General features: G+C 56.5%; 14 protein-coding genes. 5 read left to right on the top strand and 9 right to left on the bottom strand.

The features are described 5' to 3' along the window. The 5 genes from AS89_RS0103465 to AS89_RS0103445 form a co-directional block, all read right to left on the bottom strand. A partial coding sequence (locus AS89_RS0103465; RefSeq protein WP_010130946.1) for a BCD family MFS transporter occupies nt 1-1199 on the bottom strand: 1199 nt, incomplete at its 3' end. Nucleotides 1200-1232: 33 nt separating this feature from the next. Beyond that, complete coding sequence (locus tag AS89_RS0103460) at nt 1233-2606, bottom strand: BCD family MFS transporter (protein WP_010130945.1); 1374 nt, start codon at nt 2604-2606, stop codon at nt 1233-1235. Between the two features lie 94 nt (nt 2607-2700). Beyond that, complete coding sequence (locus tag AS89_RS0103455) at nt 2701-3501, bottom strand: class I SAM-dependent methyltransferase (protein WP_010130942.1); 801 nt, start codon at nt 3499-3501, stop codon at nt 2701-2703. A gap of 152 nt (nt 3502-3653) precedes the next feature. Continuing rightward, nucleotides 3654-4136: a GNAT family N-acetyltransferase gene (locus AS89_RS0103450; protein WP_010130940.1), complete on the bottom strand. Its 483-nt coding sequence runs from the start codon at nt 4134-4136 to the stop codon at nt 3654-3656. Nucleotides 4137-4179: 43 nt separating this feature from the next. Continuing rightward, nucleotides 4180-4659 (bottom strand): hotdog fold domain-containing protein, encoded by a 480-nt coding sequence (locus AS89_RS0103445; protein WP_010130938.1) that lies wholly within the window; start codon nt 4657-4659, stop codon nt 4180-4182. Between the two features lie 186 nt (nt 4660-4845). On the opposite strand from AS89_RS0103445, the gene AS89_RS0103440 reads away from it, so the two are divergent. Continuing rightward, on the top strand, nt 4846-6465 hold the full coding sequence (locus AS89_RS0103440) for a 5-guanidino-2-oxopentanoate decarboxylase (RefSeq protein ID WP_308736790.1): 1620 nt from the start codon (nt 4846-4848) through the stop codon (nt 6463-6465). Nucleotides 6466-6518: 53 nt separating this feature from the next. Next, complete coding sequence (locus tag AS89_RS0103435) at nt 6519-7700, top strand: pyridoxal phosphate-dependent aminotransferase (RefSeq protein ID WP_010130936.1); 1182 nt, start codon at nt 6519-6521, stop codon at nt 7698-7700. A gap of 39 nt (nt 7701-7739) precedes the next feature. Here AS89_RS0103435 and nhaC read toward each other — a convergent pair whose 3' ends face one another. Both nhaC and AS89_RS0103425 read right to left on the bottom strand, forming a co-directional pair. Then, nucleotides 7740-9338, bottom strand: coding sequence for a Na+/H+ antiporter NhaC (gene nhaC, locus AS89_RS0103430; RefSeq protein WP_010130935.1), 1599 nt, complete (start codon nt 9336-9338; stop codon nt 7740-7742). Between the two features lie 127 nt (nt 9339-9465). Then, nucleotides 9466-10335, bottom strand: a complete 870-nt coding sequence (locus AS89_RS0103425; RefSeq protein ID WP_029249753.1) for a LysR family transcriptional regulator — start codon at nt 10333-10335, stop codon at nt 9466-9468. A gap of 161 nt (nt 10336-10496) precedes the next feature. Here AS89_RS0103425 and AS89_RS0103420 point away from each other — a divergent pair, with 161 nt between their 5' ends. After that, on the top strand, nt 10497-11900 hold the full coding sequence (locus AS89_RS0103420; protein ID WP_010130933.1) for an L-serine ammonia-lyase: 1404 nt from the start codon (nt 10497-10499) through the stop codon (nt 11898-11900). Between the two features lie 50 nt (nt 11901-11950). Beyond that, nucleotides 11951-14836, top strand: a complete 2886-nt coding sequence (gene gcvP, locus AS89_RS0103415; RefSeq protein WP_050901635.1) for an aminomethyl-transferring glycine dehydrogenase — start codon at nt 11951-11953, stop codon at nt 14834-14836. A 119-nt stretch (nt 14837-14955) separates the two neighbouring features. Here the strand turns inward: gcvP and AS89_RS0103410 are convergent, their stop codons facing one another. Then, nucleotides 14956-15321 carry an SgcJ/EcaC family oxidoreductase gene (locus AS89_RS0103410; RefSeq protein WP_010130931.1) on the bottom strand — a complete coding sequence of 122 codons (366 nt, stop codon included), beginning with the start codon at nt 15319-15321 and terminating at the stop codon, nt 14956-14958. A 158-nt stretch (nt 15322-15479) separates the two neighbouring features. Next, nucleotides 15480-15899: a TraR/DksA family transcriptional regulator gene (locus tag AS89_RS0103405; RefSeq protein WP_010130930.1), complete on the bottom strand. Its 420-nt coding sequence runs from the start codon at nt 15897-15899 to the stop codon at nt 15480-15482. A 375-nt stretch (nt 15900-16274) separates the two neighbouring features. Between AS89_RS0103405 and AS89_RS0103400 the strand changes: the two genes are divergently transcribed. Next, complete coding sequence (locus AS89_RS0103400; protein WP_010130929.1) at nt 16275-18464, top strand: M3 family metallopeptidase; 2190 nt, start codon at nt 16275-16277, stop codon at nt 18462-18464. The last annotated feature ends 30 nt before the right edge of the window (nt 18465-18494 follow it).

Raw genomic sequence — 18494 nt, 5'->3', positions numbered from 1 at the left:
CCAATTACTTGTCCGAGGCTCCACAATCCGAGGTAGCGGCTTTCCTGACCTTCGACGGTCATGTCAGCCATAAAGCTAATGGATGGGAACACCAGCAGTCCCAGTGCAAAGGCGCTGTAGCAGTAAAACACGTTGAACAGGGTCAGGTTCTGCAGCCAGGCGGCCCAGGCCAAAAGACAGAATCCGATAATGGACAGTGATGCACCAATCAGCATCAGCTTTTTGCCGAAATCTAGTGGCAGGGTTTTTTCGTCTTCAACGGAAAGACCAGCAGCTTTCTTTGCCTGTAAGCGTTTCTTCGCTGTTACACCTACAAAGATACCGCAGGCCGCCATACCGACGGTCTGAATACCGTTGTAGAAGCGCTGATAAATGGTGGACTCACCCGCAGCAAGGCCGAACAAATCCGCCGCCCACAGTTCCTGCAGCATGTCTTGCAGGAATACCGACAGCAGGGAAAAGATAATAAAGACAAAGAAGAGCAGTGCCTGGCGGTTGTAGGCGAGTACCGCCATGGACTCCTTCATCGGCTCAAGCAGCTTTACCGGCTTGGGCGGGTTGGTCTTAATTTCCTGAAGCTGTTCCGGCGTCAGTCGGGTTTCCAGTTTGATCAGGCCAAGAATCGTAATGCTGATCATCACGATCGGGGTCAGGTTATAGAGATCCTGCATGGCCTCCAGGCTGTATACCGGCATCAGTGCACCAAACACCCACGCCCACCCCGCCATGGCCAGGGCCTGTACGGTCCAGGTGAGGGTGACCACGCGGGAGCGACTTTCCTTGGTGGTAACATCGTTGAGCAGGTCGAGGAACACATTTGCCTGCATGGCAATACAGATACCAAAGGCACAGAACAGCAGCAGGCAGTAGAAATACGCCAGGGTGCTGCCCGCCTGCATGTCAACAAGTACGTCGGGCATCAGCGGGAATGCAAAGCTGCCGAGCAGGGTGCCCAGTAGCATGTATGGGGTACGGCGATAGCCGAGGATCGGCCAGCGCTCGCACATGCGGCCGATGATTGGCTGGATGGGACCGAACAGCGTGTAGACCCCGATCAGCAGAGAGATGATTGCTGCCGGTAACCCCATTTCAATAATGGCGATGCGGTTGAAGCTCGTCACTACCATGCAAAAGCTCCAGGCGATGGCGATTTTCTGCAGGGTAAACTGCAATTTTGCCTGACCCTCACTTACTTTCATTTCGATGCACCTTTATTTGAATTATTTGCCGGGTTAACCAAGGTCAGATGCCATGGCATTACTGAGACCATCTTTGCTGATGCGCTTGTGGAAGCTCTCGACATTCACTCGCCACAGGAAGTGCAGGCTGTACAGGCTGATAAGTCCCTCAACGAAGAAGATGATGGCGAAGCCGTCCGAGGCGCTGAACATGCCGCTTTCGATCAGCGAGGTCACCAGCTGGCCGCCAGCCATGGAGGCGAGGCCGTTGGCAAATGCGATGGCCAGCCCCCATAGGCCGATATACGCACCGCGCGCTTTGTCCGTCGTAAACTCCATCATGCTGGTGAGCGTGCCTACCAGGGCAAATCCGTTGAAGAACCCCATGCTCGCAAGCGAATAGTTAACGAGGGTTTCCGAAGGGAGGTAGGCGCCTATGGCCAGTGCGAACATCGAGAATCCGATGCCGGTAATACCAAAGGTGATGGCGTTGATCTTGGAGATGCCGCCGCGGAACACCAGGGATCCCATCAGGAACATGCCGATGATTGCACCAGTGCCCCAAATCTGTTGGAAGCGGCCCGTTTCGCCAACCGTCATTTGTAGTACTTCAGCGCCAAAGACTTCCAGAATGTTGTCTTGCAGGCTGTAGCCAAACATAAACAGAAAGATGAAAGCGAAGAAGTTTCTTACGGTCGAGTTACTGGCGACATCAACCGCGAAGTCTTTCAGGCTTGCGTGTTCTTCCGCATCCAATTTGCTATCCGATGCAGCAGTGGATTCGGCTGTGCGCGGCTTGTCGACACCGATCAAACCGAGCAACGTGGTGATTGCTACTACCGGAATTGAAAGCAGATACAGCTCACGCATAGTCTGCTCATCGTAGACCGGCATATAGTGGCGAATGAACTGCAGCGACACGATCATACCGACGATGAGCATGGTCCAGATCAGCGCGGTCACGAGCCCGCGACTGCGCTCGGGAATGACCTCGGCAACCAGAGCCAGGTGGTTGGCACCGGCCCCGGCAAAGCCGATACCGAAAATAACTAGAACGATAAACGCAGCAATATAAGTAATGTATGGAAAAGTCACCCCGAGCAACTCGTTCGGCGTTTGCGACATGGGAACCACGATGTAGGGCAGTGTGGCGACCGCGATCGCTGAGACCGTCATGCCAATCATTACATAGGGGGTGCGATGGAGACCAAAGATCGGAATCCTATCAGCGATACGACCGTAAATAACCTGAAATGGGGAGAGGAAATGGTAAAGCCCCAGCAGGCTGGTAATTACAACAGCGGTGATCCCGAGGTCGTAAATAGCAATACGATTGAAATTACTTGTGAGCAGCGCGAATAGCCAACCAGCCGCAGCGCGTGGTAGGGTCAGCTGAAATGCTTTAAGTATCAGAAGGCGCTTGTCCATAAGGTACTCTTGCAGTCGTTATCATTATTCGAGTTCTGAAAGTGCGGGGAGCCGGGGCGCCCGGCAACATCTCCCGGTAACGGCCCCAGGGACCTTACTTGCCCATACCGTTGATGGGGTAGAGGTGGAACTCCCACTGAACATCGTCAACTGCGTGAATATCATCGAAGTGCGACTCCGCCCACGGACGAACCTTGGCCATGAGTGCATCAATTTGCGCGCGGCTCAGGCTCCAGGTTTCGTTGTGTACACCGTTCTCCATGCGGTCCAAAATTTCCGCAATAGAAACCTTCTCAATCCACTTGCATCCAACTACCGGGCGGGTCATCTGACCGCCGAGCTTTTGAATTTCCTGAAACAGTGTGGGGCCGGCGGCGTCGGTGGGGCGCATTTCGGGGGCGATATCCACGGTAAACATGCGTGACTGGTTGCGCAGGGCACTTGCATTGGACTCCTCGTCCAGTACATCCCGACCAATAATGAATGTGCCTTCGGGTTTCAGCACGCGGGCAGCTTCTTTCAGCGCGTCACGCCAAAATTCGACCTGATGCAGGACGTTGGTGGTGATCACCGCGTCGAAGGTGTTGGATGCGAAGGGGGTTTGCAGGACGGTACCTACAGACTGGCGCGCGCGAATGTTGCGGTCTTCGGCTAGTTTTTTGGATGCCTTTAGCATGTGGTGCTCGATATCCATGGCAATCATGTCAGTGTGCGCTGCGATAGGCACGGAGATGCGTCCGGCACCACCGCCGAAGTCCATGATCTTGGCTCCTTCACCTACAAGGTCTGCGGCTGCTTTACCGAGGTCGGCGGCCGCATCGAGCGGGATATTGTTGATGTCGTTGTAAATCGCAGCAACTTCAACATAAGACATCTCGTTATAGGCTTTGCTCATGAGGGCTCTCGCTTTATTGTTACTCTGTTTGGAGAAACCTTAACGCAGAAAGCGGGCGTTTTATATCAATAAGTTTTGATATAGATTGCGTTTTTTGACTTTAGTCAAGCTTGTGGGGTAAGCGTTTTTTGGGCGGGCTTTGCGGTTGTTTATCAGGGCCCTGGCTGGCGCAACATCTCAATATGCGGAATGCCATCTTCGTCGTAGACGTCGGAGATCTGGGCAAAACCAAACTCTTCATAGAAGCGCTTCAAGTACAGTTGCGCTGAAATACGGATGGCGGCCTGCGGGTGTTCCCTCAGGGTGTCCTCGACGCCCAGCCGCATTAACTCTTTGCCAATGCCTGTACCACGTGCGCTTTCACGGGTTAGCACGCGGCCGATAGATGGCTCGGCATATTTCTTTCCGGGCGAAACCACACGCAGGTAGGCGAGTAGGGTGGGCTTGGTGGATTCAGCGTCCCAGCACACCAGGTGCTTTGCATGCTGGTCTTTGCCATCCACGTCCAGGTAAATACTTTCCTGTTCTACGGCGAAGACCTGCTGGCGCACGCGCAGGATTTCGTAGAGCTCGTCCGCCGTAAGCTGCTCGAATGAGAGCCAGCGGAAATGATGCGGTGGGATTGGTTTGGTCATGGCGCCATTGTATCGGTGGTAAGCAGCTGTTCGTTGGGGCAGATTATTTTTTCTTCGGCGAAATTCGCATCGTTATGTCCGCGTGGAAGACTTCCTCACCATTGGTATCAAATACACTGACGGGCATCACCACGTCCTGCGCAGAACCCCAGTGAAAATCATCGACCTTACACACGGCGCGCAAATCGGTTTTGGCCATCTTCAGGTATTGCACGGTCATACCTACCGGTATCCAGCGGAAGTTGCCGTTAAGCGATACGTCCAGACAAACACCGCCGGCGAGCTCCGCTGCATTACACATGGCAATGGCGTGCACGGTTTTAATGTGGTTTTGCACCGCGCGACGCTTTTTCAGTTTAACCTCGACCAGGCCCGGCTTTATCTCCGTGAAGCGCGGTTTGATGGAGTTGAAATAGGGCGCATTAAAGCAGACGATTTTGCTCACCAGCCAGCGGCCAACGCCATTGCCGCCGAAGCTTTTCCAAAGTTTCAGGATCGGGCTTTTGGAGGGTACGTAGGTCATTGGTTATCTCGCGCTTGGCCACACTATGGAGGTCGTCATTCTTGCACCTTTATCCGCTGCCGAATAAGTATCAAACAGCCCGATAGGCTTGTCCATATCGCTTATATGGCGTGCTGTATGCCTGTCCTAAACCTACATTGAGGTTTTCAGTCACTCCCCGTAGCATGGCCGCCCAACCAGAATAAAATGAGTGATTGCGGTATGGCGAATACTGGGGGAGAAGCTTTAGTTAAGCTGTTAGAGAACTATGGAGTCGACACAGTGTTCGGTATTCCGGGGGTGCATACCCTGGAGCTGTACCGCGGCCTGCCGCATACCGAGATACGTCATATTCTCACCCGGCACGAACAGGGTGCGGGCTTTATGGCCGATGGCTATGCCCGTGTGAGCGGCAAACCCGGCGTGTGTTTCTTGATTACCGGGCCGGGGCTCACCAATGCGGCCACAGCCATTGGTCAGGCCTATTCCGATTCCATTCCCATGCTGGTGATTACCAGTGTCAATGAAACCCCCACCCTTGGTAAGGGCCTGGGGCGTCTGCATGAGACCAAGGACCAGCGCGCGATTAGTGCACCGCTGACGGCATTCAGTGCCACGGCGATGTCACCGGAAGAACTGCCGGGACTGATAGCCCGTGCATTCGCTGTGTTCAATAGTGAACGTCCACGTCCGGTACACATTGAGGTACCGATGGACGTGCTGGCGGCGCCGGTTGCTTATGACTGGACCAATAGTGTGGCAGTCAGTGCCAAGCGCCCGCCGGCCTGCGCGGCAGATATTGAGCAGGCTGTGCGTCTATTGGCCGCGGCAAAACGGCCGATGATGATCGCCGGTGGTGGTGCGCTCGAAGCGGCGGCGGAGATCCGCACCCTGGCGGAAGCGGTCAATGCACCACTGTTCACCTCTATTGCAGGCAAGGGCATCTTGCCACCGGGGCACCCCCTGTCGGGCGGCGCAACGCTGTGTGTGTCGCCGGCATGGGATTACGTGGTCGACGCTGACGTCGTGCTGGCAATTGGTACCGAGCTTGCGGAAACCGATTTCTGGCGCGATAGCCTGCCCATCAACGGTCAGTTGATCCGAATCGATATCGACAGCACCAAGATGAATGACCTGTACCCAGCGGCATTGCCGATGGTGGCGGACAGCTATCAGGCCGCACTGGCGCTGCTGGAGGAATGGGGTGAGCGCACGTCAAATGTTGAGCCTGCGTGGCTAGAGCGCCTGCAGCAGCTGCCGGGGCAGGTCAGGGCCGGGCACGAACCGTTACAGCAACTGCATCAGCGCGTGCTGGAAAGCATTGCCGAAGGACTGCCGGAACATACGGTTGTTGCCACGGATATGACGCAGATCGCTTATACCGGCAATTACGTGTTCGATAGCCGCGCACCGCGCAAATGGCTGCACCCCACCGGCTATGGCACCCTGGGTTATGGCCTGCCTGCGGGTATCGGCGCGAAGGTTGCGGCACCCGAGCAGCCGGCACTGGTGATCGCTGGCGATGGTGGCTTTCTGTATACGGTGCAGGAACTGGCTACCGCGGTTGAGGAAATTCAGAGCGCGCTCGTTGTGCTGGTATACAACAACGCGAGCCTCGGACAGATTCGTGACGACATGCTGGCCCGCGATATCGAATTGGTTGGTGTATCGCCACGCAATCCGGACTTTACCGGTTTGGCGCAAGCCTTCGGTTGCGTCGTGTATCAGCCGCAGTCCCTGGCGGAGTTGCGCAACGATTTAACCGAGGCATTTGGGTTTGCGGGCGTCAGCTTTATTGAAGTCGATGCGGCGCAGGTAACGCGTTAACGGTTGCGACGGCGTTCGCAAGTAATAAGAACGAAGCAAACCAGAGAGTGGTAATGAAGTACTCAGACTTGACGCAGCGTATTGCCGGGAAAGGCTCCAGCGCATGGGATATTCATTTTTGCGCGCAGCAGCGCCGCGCCGCAGGCGAGGATGTGGTGATCTTGTCGGTGGGCGATCCGGACTTCGATACGCCAACGGCAATCGTCGATACCGCCTGTAACGAGCTGCGCTCAGGTTCCACCCATTACGCGGATCACCGTGGCGAACCGGAGCTGCAACAGGTTCTGGCCAAGCGGCATTTTGCACAAACGGGTGTTGATACCAGCCCGGAGCAGGTGGTTGTGGTGGCCGGTGCCCAGTGTGGTCTGTACGTGGCCGCACAGTGCTTGCTGAACCGGGGCGATGAAGTGATTGTGCCGGAGCCCATGTACGTGACGTACGAGGCATTCCTGCAGGCCACCGGTGCCAAAGTGGTGAATGTCCCGCTGCAGCCCGAGCAGCATTTCAATCTCGATCCGGCGGCGATCGCGGCAAAAATTACCCCGCGTACCCGCGCGATTCTGGTCAATACCCCGAACAATCCCACCGGTGCTGCCGTTGATGGTGCCACCTGGAAAAAGCTGGCAGAAATCTGTATCGGGCACGACCTGTGGTTGATGCTGGATGAGGTCTACGCAGACCTGATGTTTGAGGGCGAGCACTTTCACCCGGGGCAATTGCCGGGTATGGCTGAGCGCACGGTAACCATTTCCAGCCTGTCCAAGTCCCACGCCATGACAGGCTGGCGCCTGGGTTGGGTAATTGGCCCGCAGGAGTTTGCCGAGCACGCGGGCAACCTGACCCTGTGCATGCTGTACGGCAGCCCCGCATTCGTGCAAAGCGCTGCAGTCACCGCTCTGACCGCGGATTTGCCGGAGCTTGAAGAGATGCGCCAGGCCTACCGGCGTCGCCGCGACTTGATGGTGGAGCGGGTGCAGTCCATGCCGGGTATTCGTTGCCATACGCCGGCCGGCGGTATGTTTATGATGCTGGATGTACGCGAACTCGGTGTCAGCTCGGAAGCCTTTGCCGAGCGGCTGCTGGATGAGTTTGGTGTATCCGTATTGGTGGGGGAAGCGTTTGGCCCCAGTGCCAGTGGGCATGTGCGTGCCAGCTTCTGCGTGAGCGAGTCGGATCTGGACAAGGCCTGCGAGCGCATTGCCGCCTGCGCTGGAGCGATTTTGGCGGAGCGCTGATCTTCATCCTTATTTCAGGCCCTATCCGGAGCGCCCGAATCAGCCGGCAATCGCCGGCTTCTCCTGTGCATCAGCGGGTAGCTCCCGTGGCGACTTTTCTTCCTCACCGATTTCCTCATCGCTGATGCGCACGATACGAATGTTCAGGAAACCGTAGAGCAGCGCCAGCAACGGGTTGATCAGGTTAAAGAAACAAAAGGGCAGGTAGGCGAGCGTTGCCACTTGCAGTGTACCGGCCATATAAACCCCGCAGGCATTCCACGGAATCAGTGGTGAGGTAATGGTGCCGCCATCTTCCAGGCTGCGGGACAAGTTTTCGCTGGCCAGCCCGCGCTTCTTGTATTCCGCTTTCCACATTTGTCCCGGCAGTACGATGGACAGGTACTGGTCGCCGGTGAGCACGTTCACCCCGAGGCAGGTCCCCATGGTGGTCGCGATCAATGAGCCGGTGGAAGAAATCAGTTTCGACAGGGCGCGCATCAAATAAGTAACAAAGCCGATGCGCTCGAGCACTCCGGTCATCATCATTGATGCCAGCACCAACCACACCATATTCACCATCGACAGCATGCCGCCGCGGGAAAGCAGGCTGTTTACCTGTTCATTGCCGGTATTGATCATAAACCCATCGTAGAGGGCGACCCAGAGCGCGCGGCCCAGCGCGCTGGAACCTTCCAGCCCGAGCAGCGCGATAAACTGGTTAACCACCGGCATTTGCGTGAGCAGCGCGAGCGTCATGGCGATCAGGGTGACACCGGTAATGGCCAGGTAGGCGGGCACCTTCTTTACCGCCAGCACCAGTAGCAGCACCACCGGAATCAGGTTGTACCAGGCGATGGTGTAGGCGGATTCGAGTGCGCTTAGGAAGGCCGTGATCTGGCTGTCTTGCGCATTGTCCGCGCTGGTAAACACGCTGACCATAAAGAAAAACAGCAGTGCCAGCACAATACTCGGAACAGACACCCAGCTCATATGACGGATATGGGTAAACAGGTTGCTGCCAGCAATTGCCGGTGCCAGGTTAGTGGTCTCTGACAGAGGCGACATCTTGTCGCCGAAGTAGGCACCGCTCACCACAGCGCCGGCGGTAATGGCAGGTGACAGCGAGAACCCGTAGGCCACACCGATCATGGCCACACCAATGGTCGCCGCAGTGGTCCAGGAACTGCCGATGCAGATGGAGACCAATGCACAGATCAGGCAGCAGCTGGGGTAGAACCATTCGGGGGATAGCAGCTTCATACCCACGAACAGCAAAGTGGGCACCGCGCCGGACAGCATCATTGCGCCGATGAGTGCGCCAACAGAGAGGAATATAAGGTTGGGAACGGCGGTGCGGGCAGTGGCCTGGATGATGGAGGCTTCAATCTCGGACCAGCGAATGCCATTCTTGAGGCCCACCAAGGCGGCGAGGAAGCCTGTGGTCATCATCGCCACCTGCGTGGCACCGGACAGGGAGTCACTGCCGAACAGCCCGATGGCGCCGCCGAGTACCAGCAGCAGGACCGCGCCCAGCAGGGATGCGTCCAAAGCGCTTAGGTTGCGAGTGTCGGGGTTGTTGATGTCGAGCTTATCGGTATCGAGGTTTTGAGAGGCGCGGTTATGGTCGTTGGCGTTGGGTTTTTCGGCGTCACTCATAGTCGGGTCCGGTTGTTATTGGTTATTTACACCGGACAGCGTCCCAGCCACCTACACGTGCATCTGTTGTAGCAGCGTAACATGCCACGCCATAGCGATCTAATTAGCGCCTTCCCTTCATTATTCATTAGTTAGCCATCAAGCCACTCTGCAAATGCTCCGCGAGGCGCGCGGCCGCATGGCTGGGACGGCGACTTTTGAAGTGCAACCCGATACCGATCTCGCCGAGTTTGGGCAGCTTTTTTGATGGCCGCAGGATGCGCAGCGACTCAGGTACCGTGCTGCGGGTGAGAGCAGTAATGCCGAGGCCTGCCTCCAGTGCGGACTGGATCCCGTTGAGGTCCGGAATGGTAAACACATTGCGCCATGGAATATTGGCAGCCTGCAGGACGGTCTCCGCCCGCTTGCGGTACATACAGCCCTCGGGTGCGAGCACCAGGGGTAGGGGCTTGAGCAGATGTGCCGAGAATTTAGGGCTCGCCACCCACACCAGGTCGTCTTTGAGGACGATGTTTTCATCAGAAGATGCCGGGGTTTCCTGCAGCGCCAAAATCAGGTCGAACTGATCTCGTTTACCCTTGGCCAGCAGGTTGCGGCTTAGGTCGCTGGTGACTTCCAGTGACACATCCGGGTAGTTCTGGGAAAAGCTACCAATAATGCGCGGCAGTAGTACCGATGCAAACTCACTGGGAATACCCAGGTGCAGCTTGCCGGTCACCGAACTGCCGGAGAACTCTAGCAACAGCTCGTCGTTCAGGGCGAGGATCTGCTTGGCCTGCTCATAGACCCGCAAGCCGCTTTCCGTGACATTAAGCGTGCGCCCGGAACGCAGTAACAGCTGTCTTCCCAGGCGCTCCTCCAGTTCCTTGATCTGTCGGCTGATGGCCGGCTGAGTCCGGGAGAGCAGCTCGCCTGCCTGACTGAACCCGCCACTATCCACTACCGTGACCAGCGTCCTCAGCCACTCCATGGGGATATTCTTGTGGGGTAGATGCATAAGAAAATCTTATATAGGAATCAGAACTATAAATTTTAAAAAGTCTATCAGGCGGTCTAGCATCGCTCAATAAATGCAAATTCGGGACCCCTTTGACCGTTCGGACATACGCCGGGGCCTCGTTCACTCCCACTACCCTTGGAATAGCAGGTTGAACCGCCATGTCATTGAGTGTTTTTGATCTGTTCAAGATCGGCATTGGTCCATCCAGTTCACATACCGTGGGCCCGATGAAGGCCGCGGGTCAGTTCCTACAGTTGCTCGAGGCGCAGGGGCTACTCGCCAGCACCGGTCGGGTGCAATCCCTGTTGTTTGGCTCCCTGGGCGCGACCGGCGTTGGCCACGGTACCACCAAGGCCGTACTACTTGGCCTGGAAGGTGCGCAGCCAGAGACCGTCGATACCGCGCGGGTAGATGCGCGCGTGACAGAAATCGAAGCCGGGGGACAGCTCAAACTCGCCGGGCAGCGAAACATCCCATTCGACCGAGCTGCCGATATGCAGCTGCATGGGGAAGAAGAGCTCCCGCATCATGCCAACGGCATGCGCTTTACTGCATTTGCCGACGATGGACAGTTGCTGCTGGAAGAAACCTACTACTCGGTGGGTGGCGGTTTCGTTGTCACCGAAGCCGAGGCGGCTGCAGACCAGTCACTAGAGCAGAGTAAAGTGGAAGTGCCGTTTGACTTCTCCAGCGGGGAGGAGCTGATGGCGCTGTGTAAACGCGAAGGGCTTTCCATCAGTGAAGTCATGCGCGCGAACGAGTCTGCCTGGCGCAGCGATGCAGAAACCACCGCGGGCCTGCAGCAGATCTGGGCGGTTATGCAGGAGTGTGTAGCCAACGGTATCCGCAATGAGGGGGTGTTGCCCGGCGGACTCGATGTGAAGCGTCGTGCGGCAGCACTCAATCAGCAGCTGCTGAGCAAACCGGAAGCCTGTCTTTCCGACCCTTTATCGGCGCTTGACTGGGTAACTCTGTATGCGCTCGCGGTGAATGAAGAAAACGCAGCGGGTGGGCGCATTGTTACCGCGCCGACCAATGGTGCCGCCGGTATCGTGCCGGCAGTGCTGCACTACTACATGCGCTTCTCCAAGCAGCCCAGTGCCGCCGATGTCGAGCGCTTCCTGCTCACTGCAGCGGCGGTAGGGATTCTGTTTAAGAAAAATGCCTCGATTAGTGGTGCGGAAGTTGGCTGCCAGGGTGAGGTGGGCTCTGCATGCTCCATGGCGGCTGCGGGCCTGGCCGAGGTGCTGGGCGGCACCCCGGAGCAGGTGGAAAATGCGGCGGAAATTGCCATGGAGCACAACCTTGGGCTGACCTGCGATCCGGTGGGTGGTCTGGTACAGGTGCCGTGTATTGAACGCAATGCCATGGCTTCCATCAAGGCCATCAGTGCGGCGCGGATGGCGTTGCGAGGCGACGGCCAGCACCTGGTCTCCCTCGACAAGGTGATTCGCACCATGCGCGATACCGGGCGCGATATGCAGGACAAATACAAAGAAACCGCCCGCGGCGGGTTAGCGGTTAACGTGATTGATGTGCCTGTCAGTGTGATTGAGTGTTAACCACATTCTTTGATCAAGGCGCACAGGAAAAACAGCAGCAGGAATTGAATATGCTTAAGGTAAAAAACACTCTCACCGAACTGGAAGACCACGCCGAGTTTTCCCGCCGACATATCGGTCCCGCTGCATCGGACACCAATACCATGCTCGCCGCCCTAGGCCACACCAGCCTGGATGCGTTCATTCGTGAAGTGGTACCCGCGCATATCCGCGAAACGGAATCACTTTCCATTCAAGATGGAGTTCGTGAGCACGAAGCACTGGCAGAAATCCGCGCACTGGCAGAACTGAATCAGCCCCTGAAATCCTTTATCGGCCAGGGCTATTTCGGTACCCGTACGCCGAATGTGATTCTGCGTAATATTCTGGAAAACCCTGCCTGGTATACCGCCTATACCCCTTACCAGCCGGAGATTTCCCAGGGCCGTCTCGAAGCGCTGTTTAATTTCCAGACCATGGTCAGTGAGCTGACGGGGATGGACCTGGCCAACGCTTCCATGCTGGATGAAGCCACCGCTGCTGCAGAGGCCATGACCCTATGTCAGCGCATGAGCAAGTCCAAGTCGAACGTATTTTTTGTCGATAGCGATTGTTTGCCGCAGACCATCGAAGTGTTGCGCACCCGCGCCGAACCGCTGGGTATTGAGCTGGTAATGGGCGATGCGAACGAAGGGTTAGGGGAGCTAGAAGTATTTGGCGCGCTGCTGCAATACCCGGGCACCAGCGGTGCCGTGCAGGATCACCGCCCGCTGATCGATGCGGTGCACGCCCAGCGCGGTCTGGTGGTAATGGCCGCAGACATCCTGAGCCTGTTGATGCTGACTTCGCCTGGTGCGCTGGGTGCGGATGTCGCCGTAGGTTCTACCCAGCGCTTCGGTGTCCCCATGGGCTTTGGCGGCCCACACGCCGCATATATGGCAACCCGCCAGGCTTACAAACGCTCACTGCCCGGTCGCCTCGTCGGCCAGTCTATCGACAGCAATGGTAATCCCGCATTCCGTCTCGCCCTGCAAACCCGTGAGCAACATATCCGCCGTGAGAAAGCCACCTCCAACATCTGTACTGCGCAGGTGCTGCTGGCGGTCATGGCGTCCATGTATGCGGTGTACCACGGCCCGGCAGGACTAAAAAATATTGCCAATCGGGTACACCACCTGACTAGTGTTGCCGCGCTCGGTCTGGGCAAAATTGGTGTTTCAATCGCAAACACGACCTGGTTCGATACCTTGACTCTTGCGGTCGACGGCAAAGCGCAAGCGCTGCACCAGAAGGCCCGCGAGCGCGGGTTTAACTTGCGTGTGGTCGATGACTCTCATGTCGGCGTGACACTGGATGAAACCTCTACCCGCGAAGATGTACAAGCAATCTGGTCCCTGTTTGCGGGCGAGGACGTTCTGGATTTTGACGCGCTGGAATCCGATGTCGCACCGGTGTTGCCGGGCGAGCTATTGCGCAGTGACAAGCCGTTGAGCCAGGAAGTGTTCAACCGCTATCACTCCGAGACCGAAATGCTGCGCTACCTGCGCAAGCTCGCGGACAAGGACATTGCGCTGGACCGCTCCATGATCCCGCTGGGTTCCTGCACCATGAAGCTGAATGCCACCGCGGAAATGATCCCGGTGACCTGGCCTGAGTTTGCCAACGTGCATCCGCTGGTGCCGGCCGAGCAGGTAACTGGTTATTTGCAGCTGGTAGAATCCCTCGAAGCCATGTTGTGTGAGATCACAGGTTACGACGCCATCTCCCTGCAGCCCAACGCCGGTTCTCAGGGAGAGTACGCGGGCCTGTTGGCCATTCGTGCCTACCATGCCAGCCGTGGTGAAGAGAAACGGAATATCTGTTTGATCCCGAGCTCCGCTCACGGCACCAACCCGGCGTCCGCGCAGATGTGTGGCATGCGCGTGGTGGTGGTGAAGTGCGATGAGAACGGCAACGTTTGCCTGGAAGATCTGCGCGCGCGTGCTGAAGAGCACAGCGAGCGCCTCGCCGCAATCATGGTGACTTACCCTTCAACCCACGGCGTATTTGAAGAGGGCATCAATGACATTGCCGAAATTGTGCATACCCACGGCGGCCAGGTTTATATAGATGGCGCCAACCTCAATGCCATGGTGGGCCTGTGCAAACCCGGTAGATTCGGTGGCGACGTATCGCACCTGAACCTGCATAAAACCTTCTGTATTCCTCACGGTGGGGGTGGCCCCGGCGTAGGTCCGGTCGCGGTACGCGAGCATCTGGCGGAATTCCTGCCCGGTTCGATTGCCGGCGGCAGCGGTGCGGCCGGTCGTGCCGGGTTGCCGGTATCCGCAGCTAGCGTCGGCTCGGCGAGCATTCTGCCCATCACCTGGATGTACATCCGCATGATGGGACGGGAAGGGCTGCGCTCAGCTACCGAGCTGGCCATTCTCAACGCCAACTATATCGCTCATCGCCTGGAAGGCAGCTATCCGATTCTGTACCGCGGCAGTAATGGTCGTGTGGCCCACGAATGTATTGTGGACCTGCGCCCGCTGAAGGAGACCAGTGGTATTTCTGGGGAGGACGTGGCCAAACGCCTGGTGGACTACGGTTTCCATGCGCCCACCATGTCGTTCCCGGTCGCCGGCACCCTGATGATCGAGCCTACGGAAAGCGAATCCCTACAGGAGCTGGACCGCTTCTGTGACGCAATGATTCAGATTCGTGCGGAAATTGCCAAGGTGGAGGCGGGCGAGTGGCCGCTGGAAAGCAACCCACTGATCAATGCCCCGCACACCGCGGAAGTACTGGTCGCGGAAAGCTGGAACCACGTCTACAGTCGCGCCGAAGCCGTGTACCCGCTGGCGCGTTTGCGCCGGGAAAAATACTGGCCGCCGGTAGGGCGGGTCGACAATGTATACGGAGACAAGAACCTGATTTGTTCCTGCCCGTCCATTGAAGACTATTTGGAGAGCTAAGCAGGGCACCCGGCAACGCTTTGAGCCCGTAACTTGTCGCGCAACATGCGTTGTTGGCAAAGTGCGGGCTCAACTTTCTGCGCGGACGGCGGGTGGCGCGTTTCCCGCGAATAGCGTGTTTACTCCGGCATTGCGGAAGAGTGGTGCTCCACGATCAGCCAGCGCTGACCATTCCAGCGGTAAACAAACGTGTATCGGGCCTGCACCACGGCGCCATCAGCGAGGGTAAAGGTGTATACGCCCGAGTTAATTGCCAGCTCGCCGAAAATGCGAACGTTGGCTTCGTCGAGTTTCCCCTGGGGACCCAGGGCGAGGAATTGTACGAAGTAATCTTCGAACTCGGCGTGATTGTGGCGAACCTTGTTCGATATCGTGGGTAGCAGGATGGCATTAGTTTCGTACAGTGCCGCTACAGTTTTGGGGTTTCCGGTTTGCAGCGCATCGTTCCACTCATCAAACAGTGCGAGGATCTTGTTTTCGTTCATTCTGTAACCTGTATCTAGCATGCGGTCTACGGCAATCTGGTGGCCAAAATATGTCCAGATTTTGGGGTCTGTCGAGCCGCGGCTGATCGGTCACGGAATCGAAGCGAGGCGATGATACAGAATACGGAGGCGTATTAACACGGCCTCTAAAGGGCTGACTATCTTCGCTTGCTAAAGTTGCGCTCCTGCGCCTCTTGCCTGGCCTTTTCCTCAAAGGATAGGGTAGCAGTAGGGCGTAAGAGCAGGCGTTGCAGGCCGATTGGGTCGCCACTGACCTCACAGTAGCCATATTCACCTTCCTCGATCTTATCCAGAGTGCTCTCAATTTTCCTGAGCAATAGATACTTGCGCTCGGTAAAGCGCAGGCGCTGACGGCTCTCTTCCTCGGCTGCCGCTCGGTCGAGCTCATCGGCGGCTGCAAGGTCTGTGGTTGCAATTTCCGCGCGGCTTGCAGAGATTGCTGCCAGGGTTTCTTCTTTTAGATCGAGCAACCGCTGGCGAAAAAACGCCAGTTGGCTGTCGTTCATATAGTCTGACGCAGGCATCCGCAGCAATTCTTCCTCGCTGATCAGAGACATAGATACTCCTAGTACTTTCTCGTGGTGATACTCAGGTTGTAGACGGACAAGGCATTTATGATATAACGTAACATTATAGCTGTGGAACCTAGGACGTATTGGTGACAGAGCGTTTCGGCTCCATTGTTTGATGGGCCAGAGAGGTCAAGTGAAGGTTCCACGGGGTGGGGCGACTTTGATGGTGCTATTGCTGTTACCCCAAGAGTGTCAGACTGCACACTCGTGAATTTTGTAAAAATTTGAACAAAAACAGATAATTAGGGTCTTTGAGGCCAACGGCGAAAACTCCAAAAGCCCGCACTGCTGGTTGTTATTTGGCCTCGATTTCGAGTTTTTAGGTTTTCATACTCGTTTTGATGTATATCGGAGAATGACATGCGCAAATCTCTTCTAGCTGTAGCCATCGTGGCCATTACAGCGTGTTCTGAATCGCCCAACAACGATTCCGCCACCTCGGCCAATGCTCAAGAAGCAGAAAAAACACAGGCGGCGAGTGACGTGACTGCACAGGCTACCCAGGACAATCCGCTGTTGACTGCCAGCGAGCTGCAATATCAAGCTCCGGACTTCAGCCGCATCAAAGACGAACACTTTGAGCCGGCGTTTGAGCAGGGCATGGCCGAACACCTGCAAGAAATTGAAGCGATCGCGAAAAGCTCCGAGCCGGTAACCTTTAACAACACCATTGTGGCGATGGAAGAGGCTGGTGCGCTGCTGACGCGCGTCTCCCGTGTGTTCTTTAACCTGACCGGTACCGACAGCAATGAAGCCCGTCGCGCACTGCAGAGCAAAATGGCTCCGCGCCTGGCGGCCCACTCCGACAGCATTTACCTGAATGCGGACCTCTTTGCCCGTGTGGAGTCCCTGTACAACCAGCGTGTGGCGCTGGAGATGGACCCGGAGTCCGAGCGCTTGCTGGAAGTCTATTACGATAACTTTGTGAAGGCCGGAGCCAAGCTTTCTGCTGAGCAGAAAGACACGCTGCGTGCACTGAACGAAGAGCATTCTACGCTCACCACCCAGTTCAGTCAGAACCTGCTGAAACTGAGCAAGGAGATCGCGGTTGTCGTTGATGACAAGGCCGAGCTGGAAGGCCTCTCCGATGCGCAGATCAAGTCTGCTGCGGCAGCGGCCAAGGCGGCCGGACACGAAGATAAATATCTGATTAGCATTACCAATACCACTCGCCAGCCGGTGCTGACTTCACTGAAAAACCGTGAGCTGCGTCAGCGTATCTGGGAAGCTTCTGCCAACCGTGGTACTTCCGGTGAGCTGGATAACCAGCCGATCGTACAGCGTCTGGTACAGATCCGTGCGCAGAAAGCTGGTCTGCTGGGTTACGACAACTGGGCCGAGTACCAGCTGGTGAACACCATGGCGGAAAAGCCTGAGAGCGTGATGAACATGCTGAATTCCATGGTGCCGGCAGTGGTGAGCAACACCAAGGCTGAGCAGGCTGCGATTCAGGCAATGATCGAAAAAGAAGGCGGCGATTTTGACGTGCAGCCGTGGGACTGGGCCTATTACGCGGAAAAAGTACGTCAGGAAAAATACGACCTGAACGAAAACGAAGTGCGTGAGTACTTTGAGTTCAACCGTGTGCTGCACGACGGCCTGTTCTATACCATGAATCGTCTGTACGGCATTCGTTTTGAAGCCCGTCCGGACCTTCCTGTATACCACCCGGATGTGCAGGCGTTTGAACTGTTTGATCACGATGGCAAGAGCCTGGCAATTTTCTACGCTGACTACTTCGCGCGCGACGGTAAGCGTGGTGGTGCCTGGATGAGTGCATTTGTTGGTCAGTCTGGTCTGCTAGAGCAGAAGCCGGTTGTGGTCAACGTAATGAACATCCCGAAAGGCCCGGAAGGTGAGCCGACACTGGTGAGCTTTGACCATGTAACGACTATGTTCCACGAGCTGGGCCATGGTATTCACGGCATGTTCTCCGATGTGCGCTACCCGACTCTGGCCGGTACCAGCGTATCTCGCGACTTCGTTGAGTTCCCCTCTACTTTTGAAGAAGACTGGGCAAGTACACCGGAAGTTCTGGAAAACTACGCATTCCATTACAAGACCGGTGAGCGAATTCCTGACGAGCTGTTGGCCAAAGTATTGAAGGCGAAGAACTTCAATATGGGTTTCGATACTTTGGAGTACATGTCTGCCGCGCTGCTGGATATGGAATGGCACTCCCTGCCTGCCGATTCCGAGCTGCAGGATGTGGCGAAGTTTGAAGCCAAGGCGCTCGAGAAGCATGGTGTAGACCTGCCTGCGGTACCGCCGCGCTACAAGTCTACGTACTTTGCCCACTCCATCGGTGGTGGTTACTCTGCCGGCTACTACGCCTACATGTGGAGTGAGATCCTCGCCGCGGATGCGTTCGCGTACGTGAAAGAGCGTGGCGGCCTGACCCGTAAAAATGGCGACTGGTACCGTAAAAACATTCTTGAGGTGGGTAACTCTCGTCCGCCGATGGAGTCTTACAAGAAGTTCCGTGGCCAGGAGCCGACAACCGAAGCGTTACTGATTCGTCGCGGCCTGAACCCGCAAGGCGAAGAGTAATTCGAGAAGGCCGCGCAGAAATGCGCGGCC

The organism is Microbulbifer agarilyticus S89 (genome assembly GCF_000220505.1).
Taxonomy (GTDB): Bacteria; Pseudomonadota; Gammaproteobacteria; order Pseudomonadales; family Cellvibrionaceae; genus Microbulbifer; species Microbulbifer agarilyticus_B.
Note: the sequence above shows the minus strand (reverse complement) of the source record. Positions and strands in the feature narration are given on the sequence as shown.

Coding starts and splice junctions, on each gene's coding strand:
- AS89_RS0103400 (WP_010130929.1), top strand. CDS start 16,275: ATGCGCAAATCTCTTCTAGCTGTAGCCATCGTGGCCATTACAGCGTGT.
- AS89_RS0103460 (WP_010130945.1), bottom strand. CDS start 2,606: ATGGACAAGCGCCTTCTGATACTTAAAGCATTTCAGCTGACCCTACCA.
- AS89_RS0103420 (WP_010130933.1), top strand. CDS start 10,497: ATGTCATTGAGTGTTTTTGATCTGTTCAAGATCGGCATTGGTCCATCC.
- AS89_RS0103440 (WP_308736790.1), top strand. CDS start 4,846: ATGAGTGATTGCGGTATGGCGAATACTGGGGGAGAAGCTTTAGTTAAG.
- AS89_RS0103445 (WP_010130938.1), bottom strand. CDS start 4,659: ATGACCTACGTACCCTCCAAAAGCCCGATCCTGAAACTTTGGAAAAGC.
- AS89_RS0103405 (WP_010130930.1), bottom strand. CDS start 15,899: ATGTCTCTGATCAGCGAGGAAGAATTGCTGCGGATGCCTGCGTCAGAC.
- nhaC (WP_010130935.1), bottom strand. CDS start 9,338: ATGAGTGACGCCGAAAAACCCAACGCCAACGACCATAACCGCGCCTCT.
- AS89_RS0103435 (WP_010130936.1), top strand. CDS start 6,519: ATGAAGTACTCAGACTTGACGCAGCGTATTGCCGGGAAAGGCTCCAGC.
- AS89_RS0103450 (WP_010130940.1), bottom strand. CDS start 4,136: ATGACCAAACCAATCCCACCGCATCATTTCCGCTGGCTCTCATTCGAG.
- AS89_RS0103410 (WP_010130931.1), bottom strand. CDS start 15,321: ATGAACGAAAACAAGATCCTCGCACTGTTTGATGAGTGGAACGATGCG.
- AS89_RS0103425 (WP_029249753.1), bottom strand. CDS start 10,335: ATGCATCTACCCCACAAGAATATCCCCATGGAGTGGCTGAGGACGCTG.
- gcvP (WP_050901635.1), top strand. CDS start 11,951: ATGCTTAAGGTAAAAAACACTCTCACCGAACTGGAAGACCACGCCGAG.
- AS89_RS0103455 (WP_010130942.1), bottom strand. CDS start 3,501: ATGAGCAAAGCCTATAACGAGATGTCTTATGTTGAAGTTGCTGCGATT.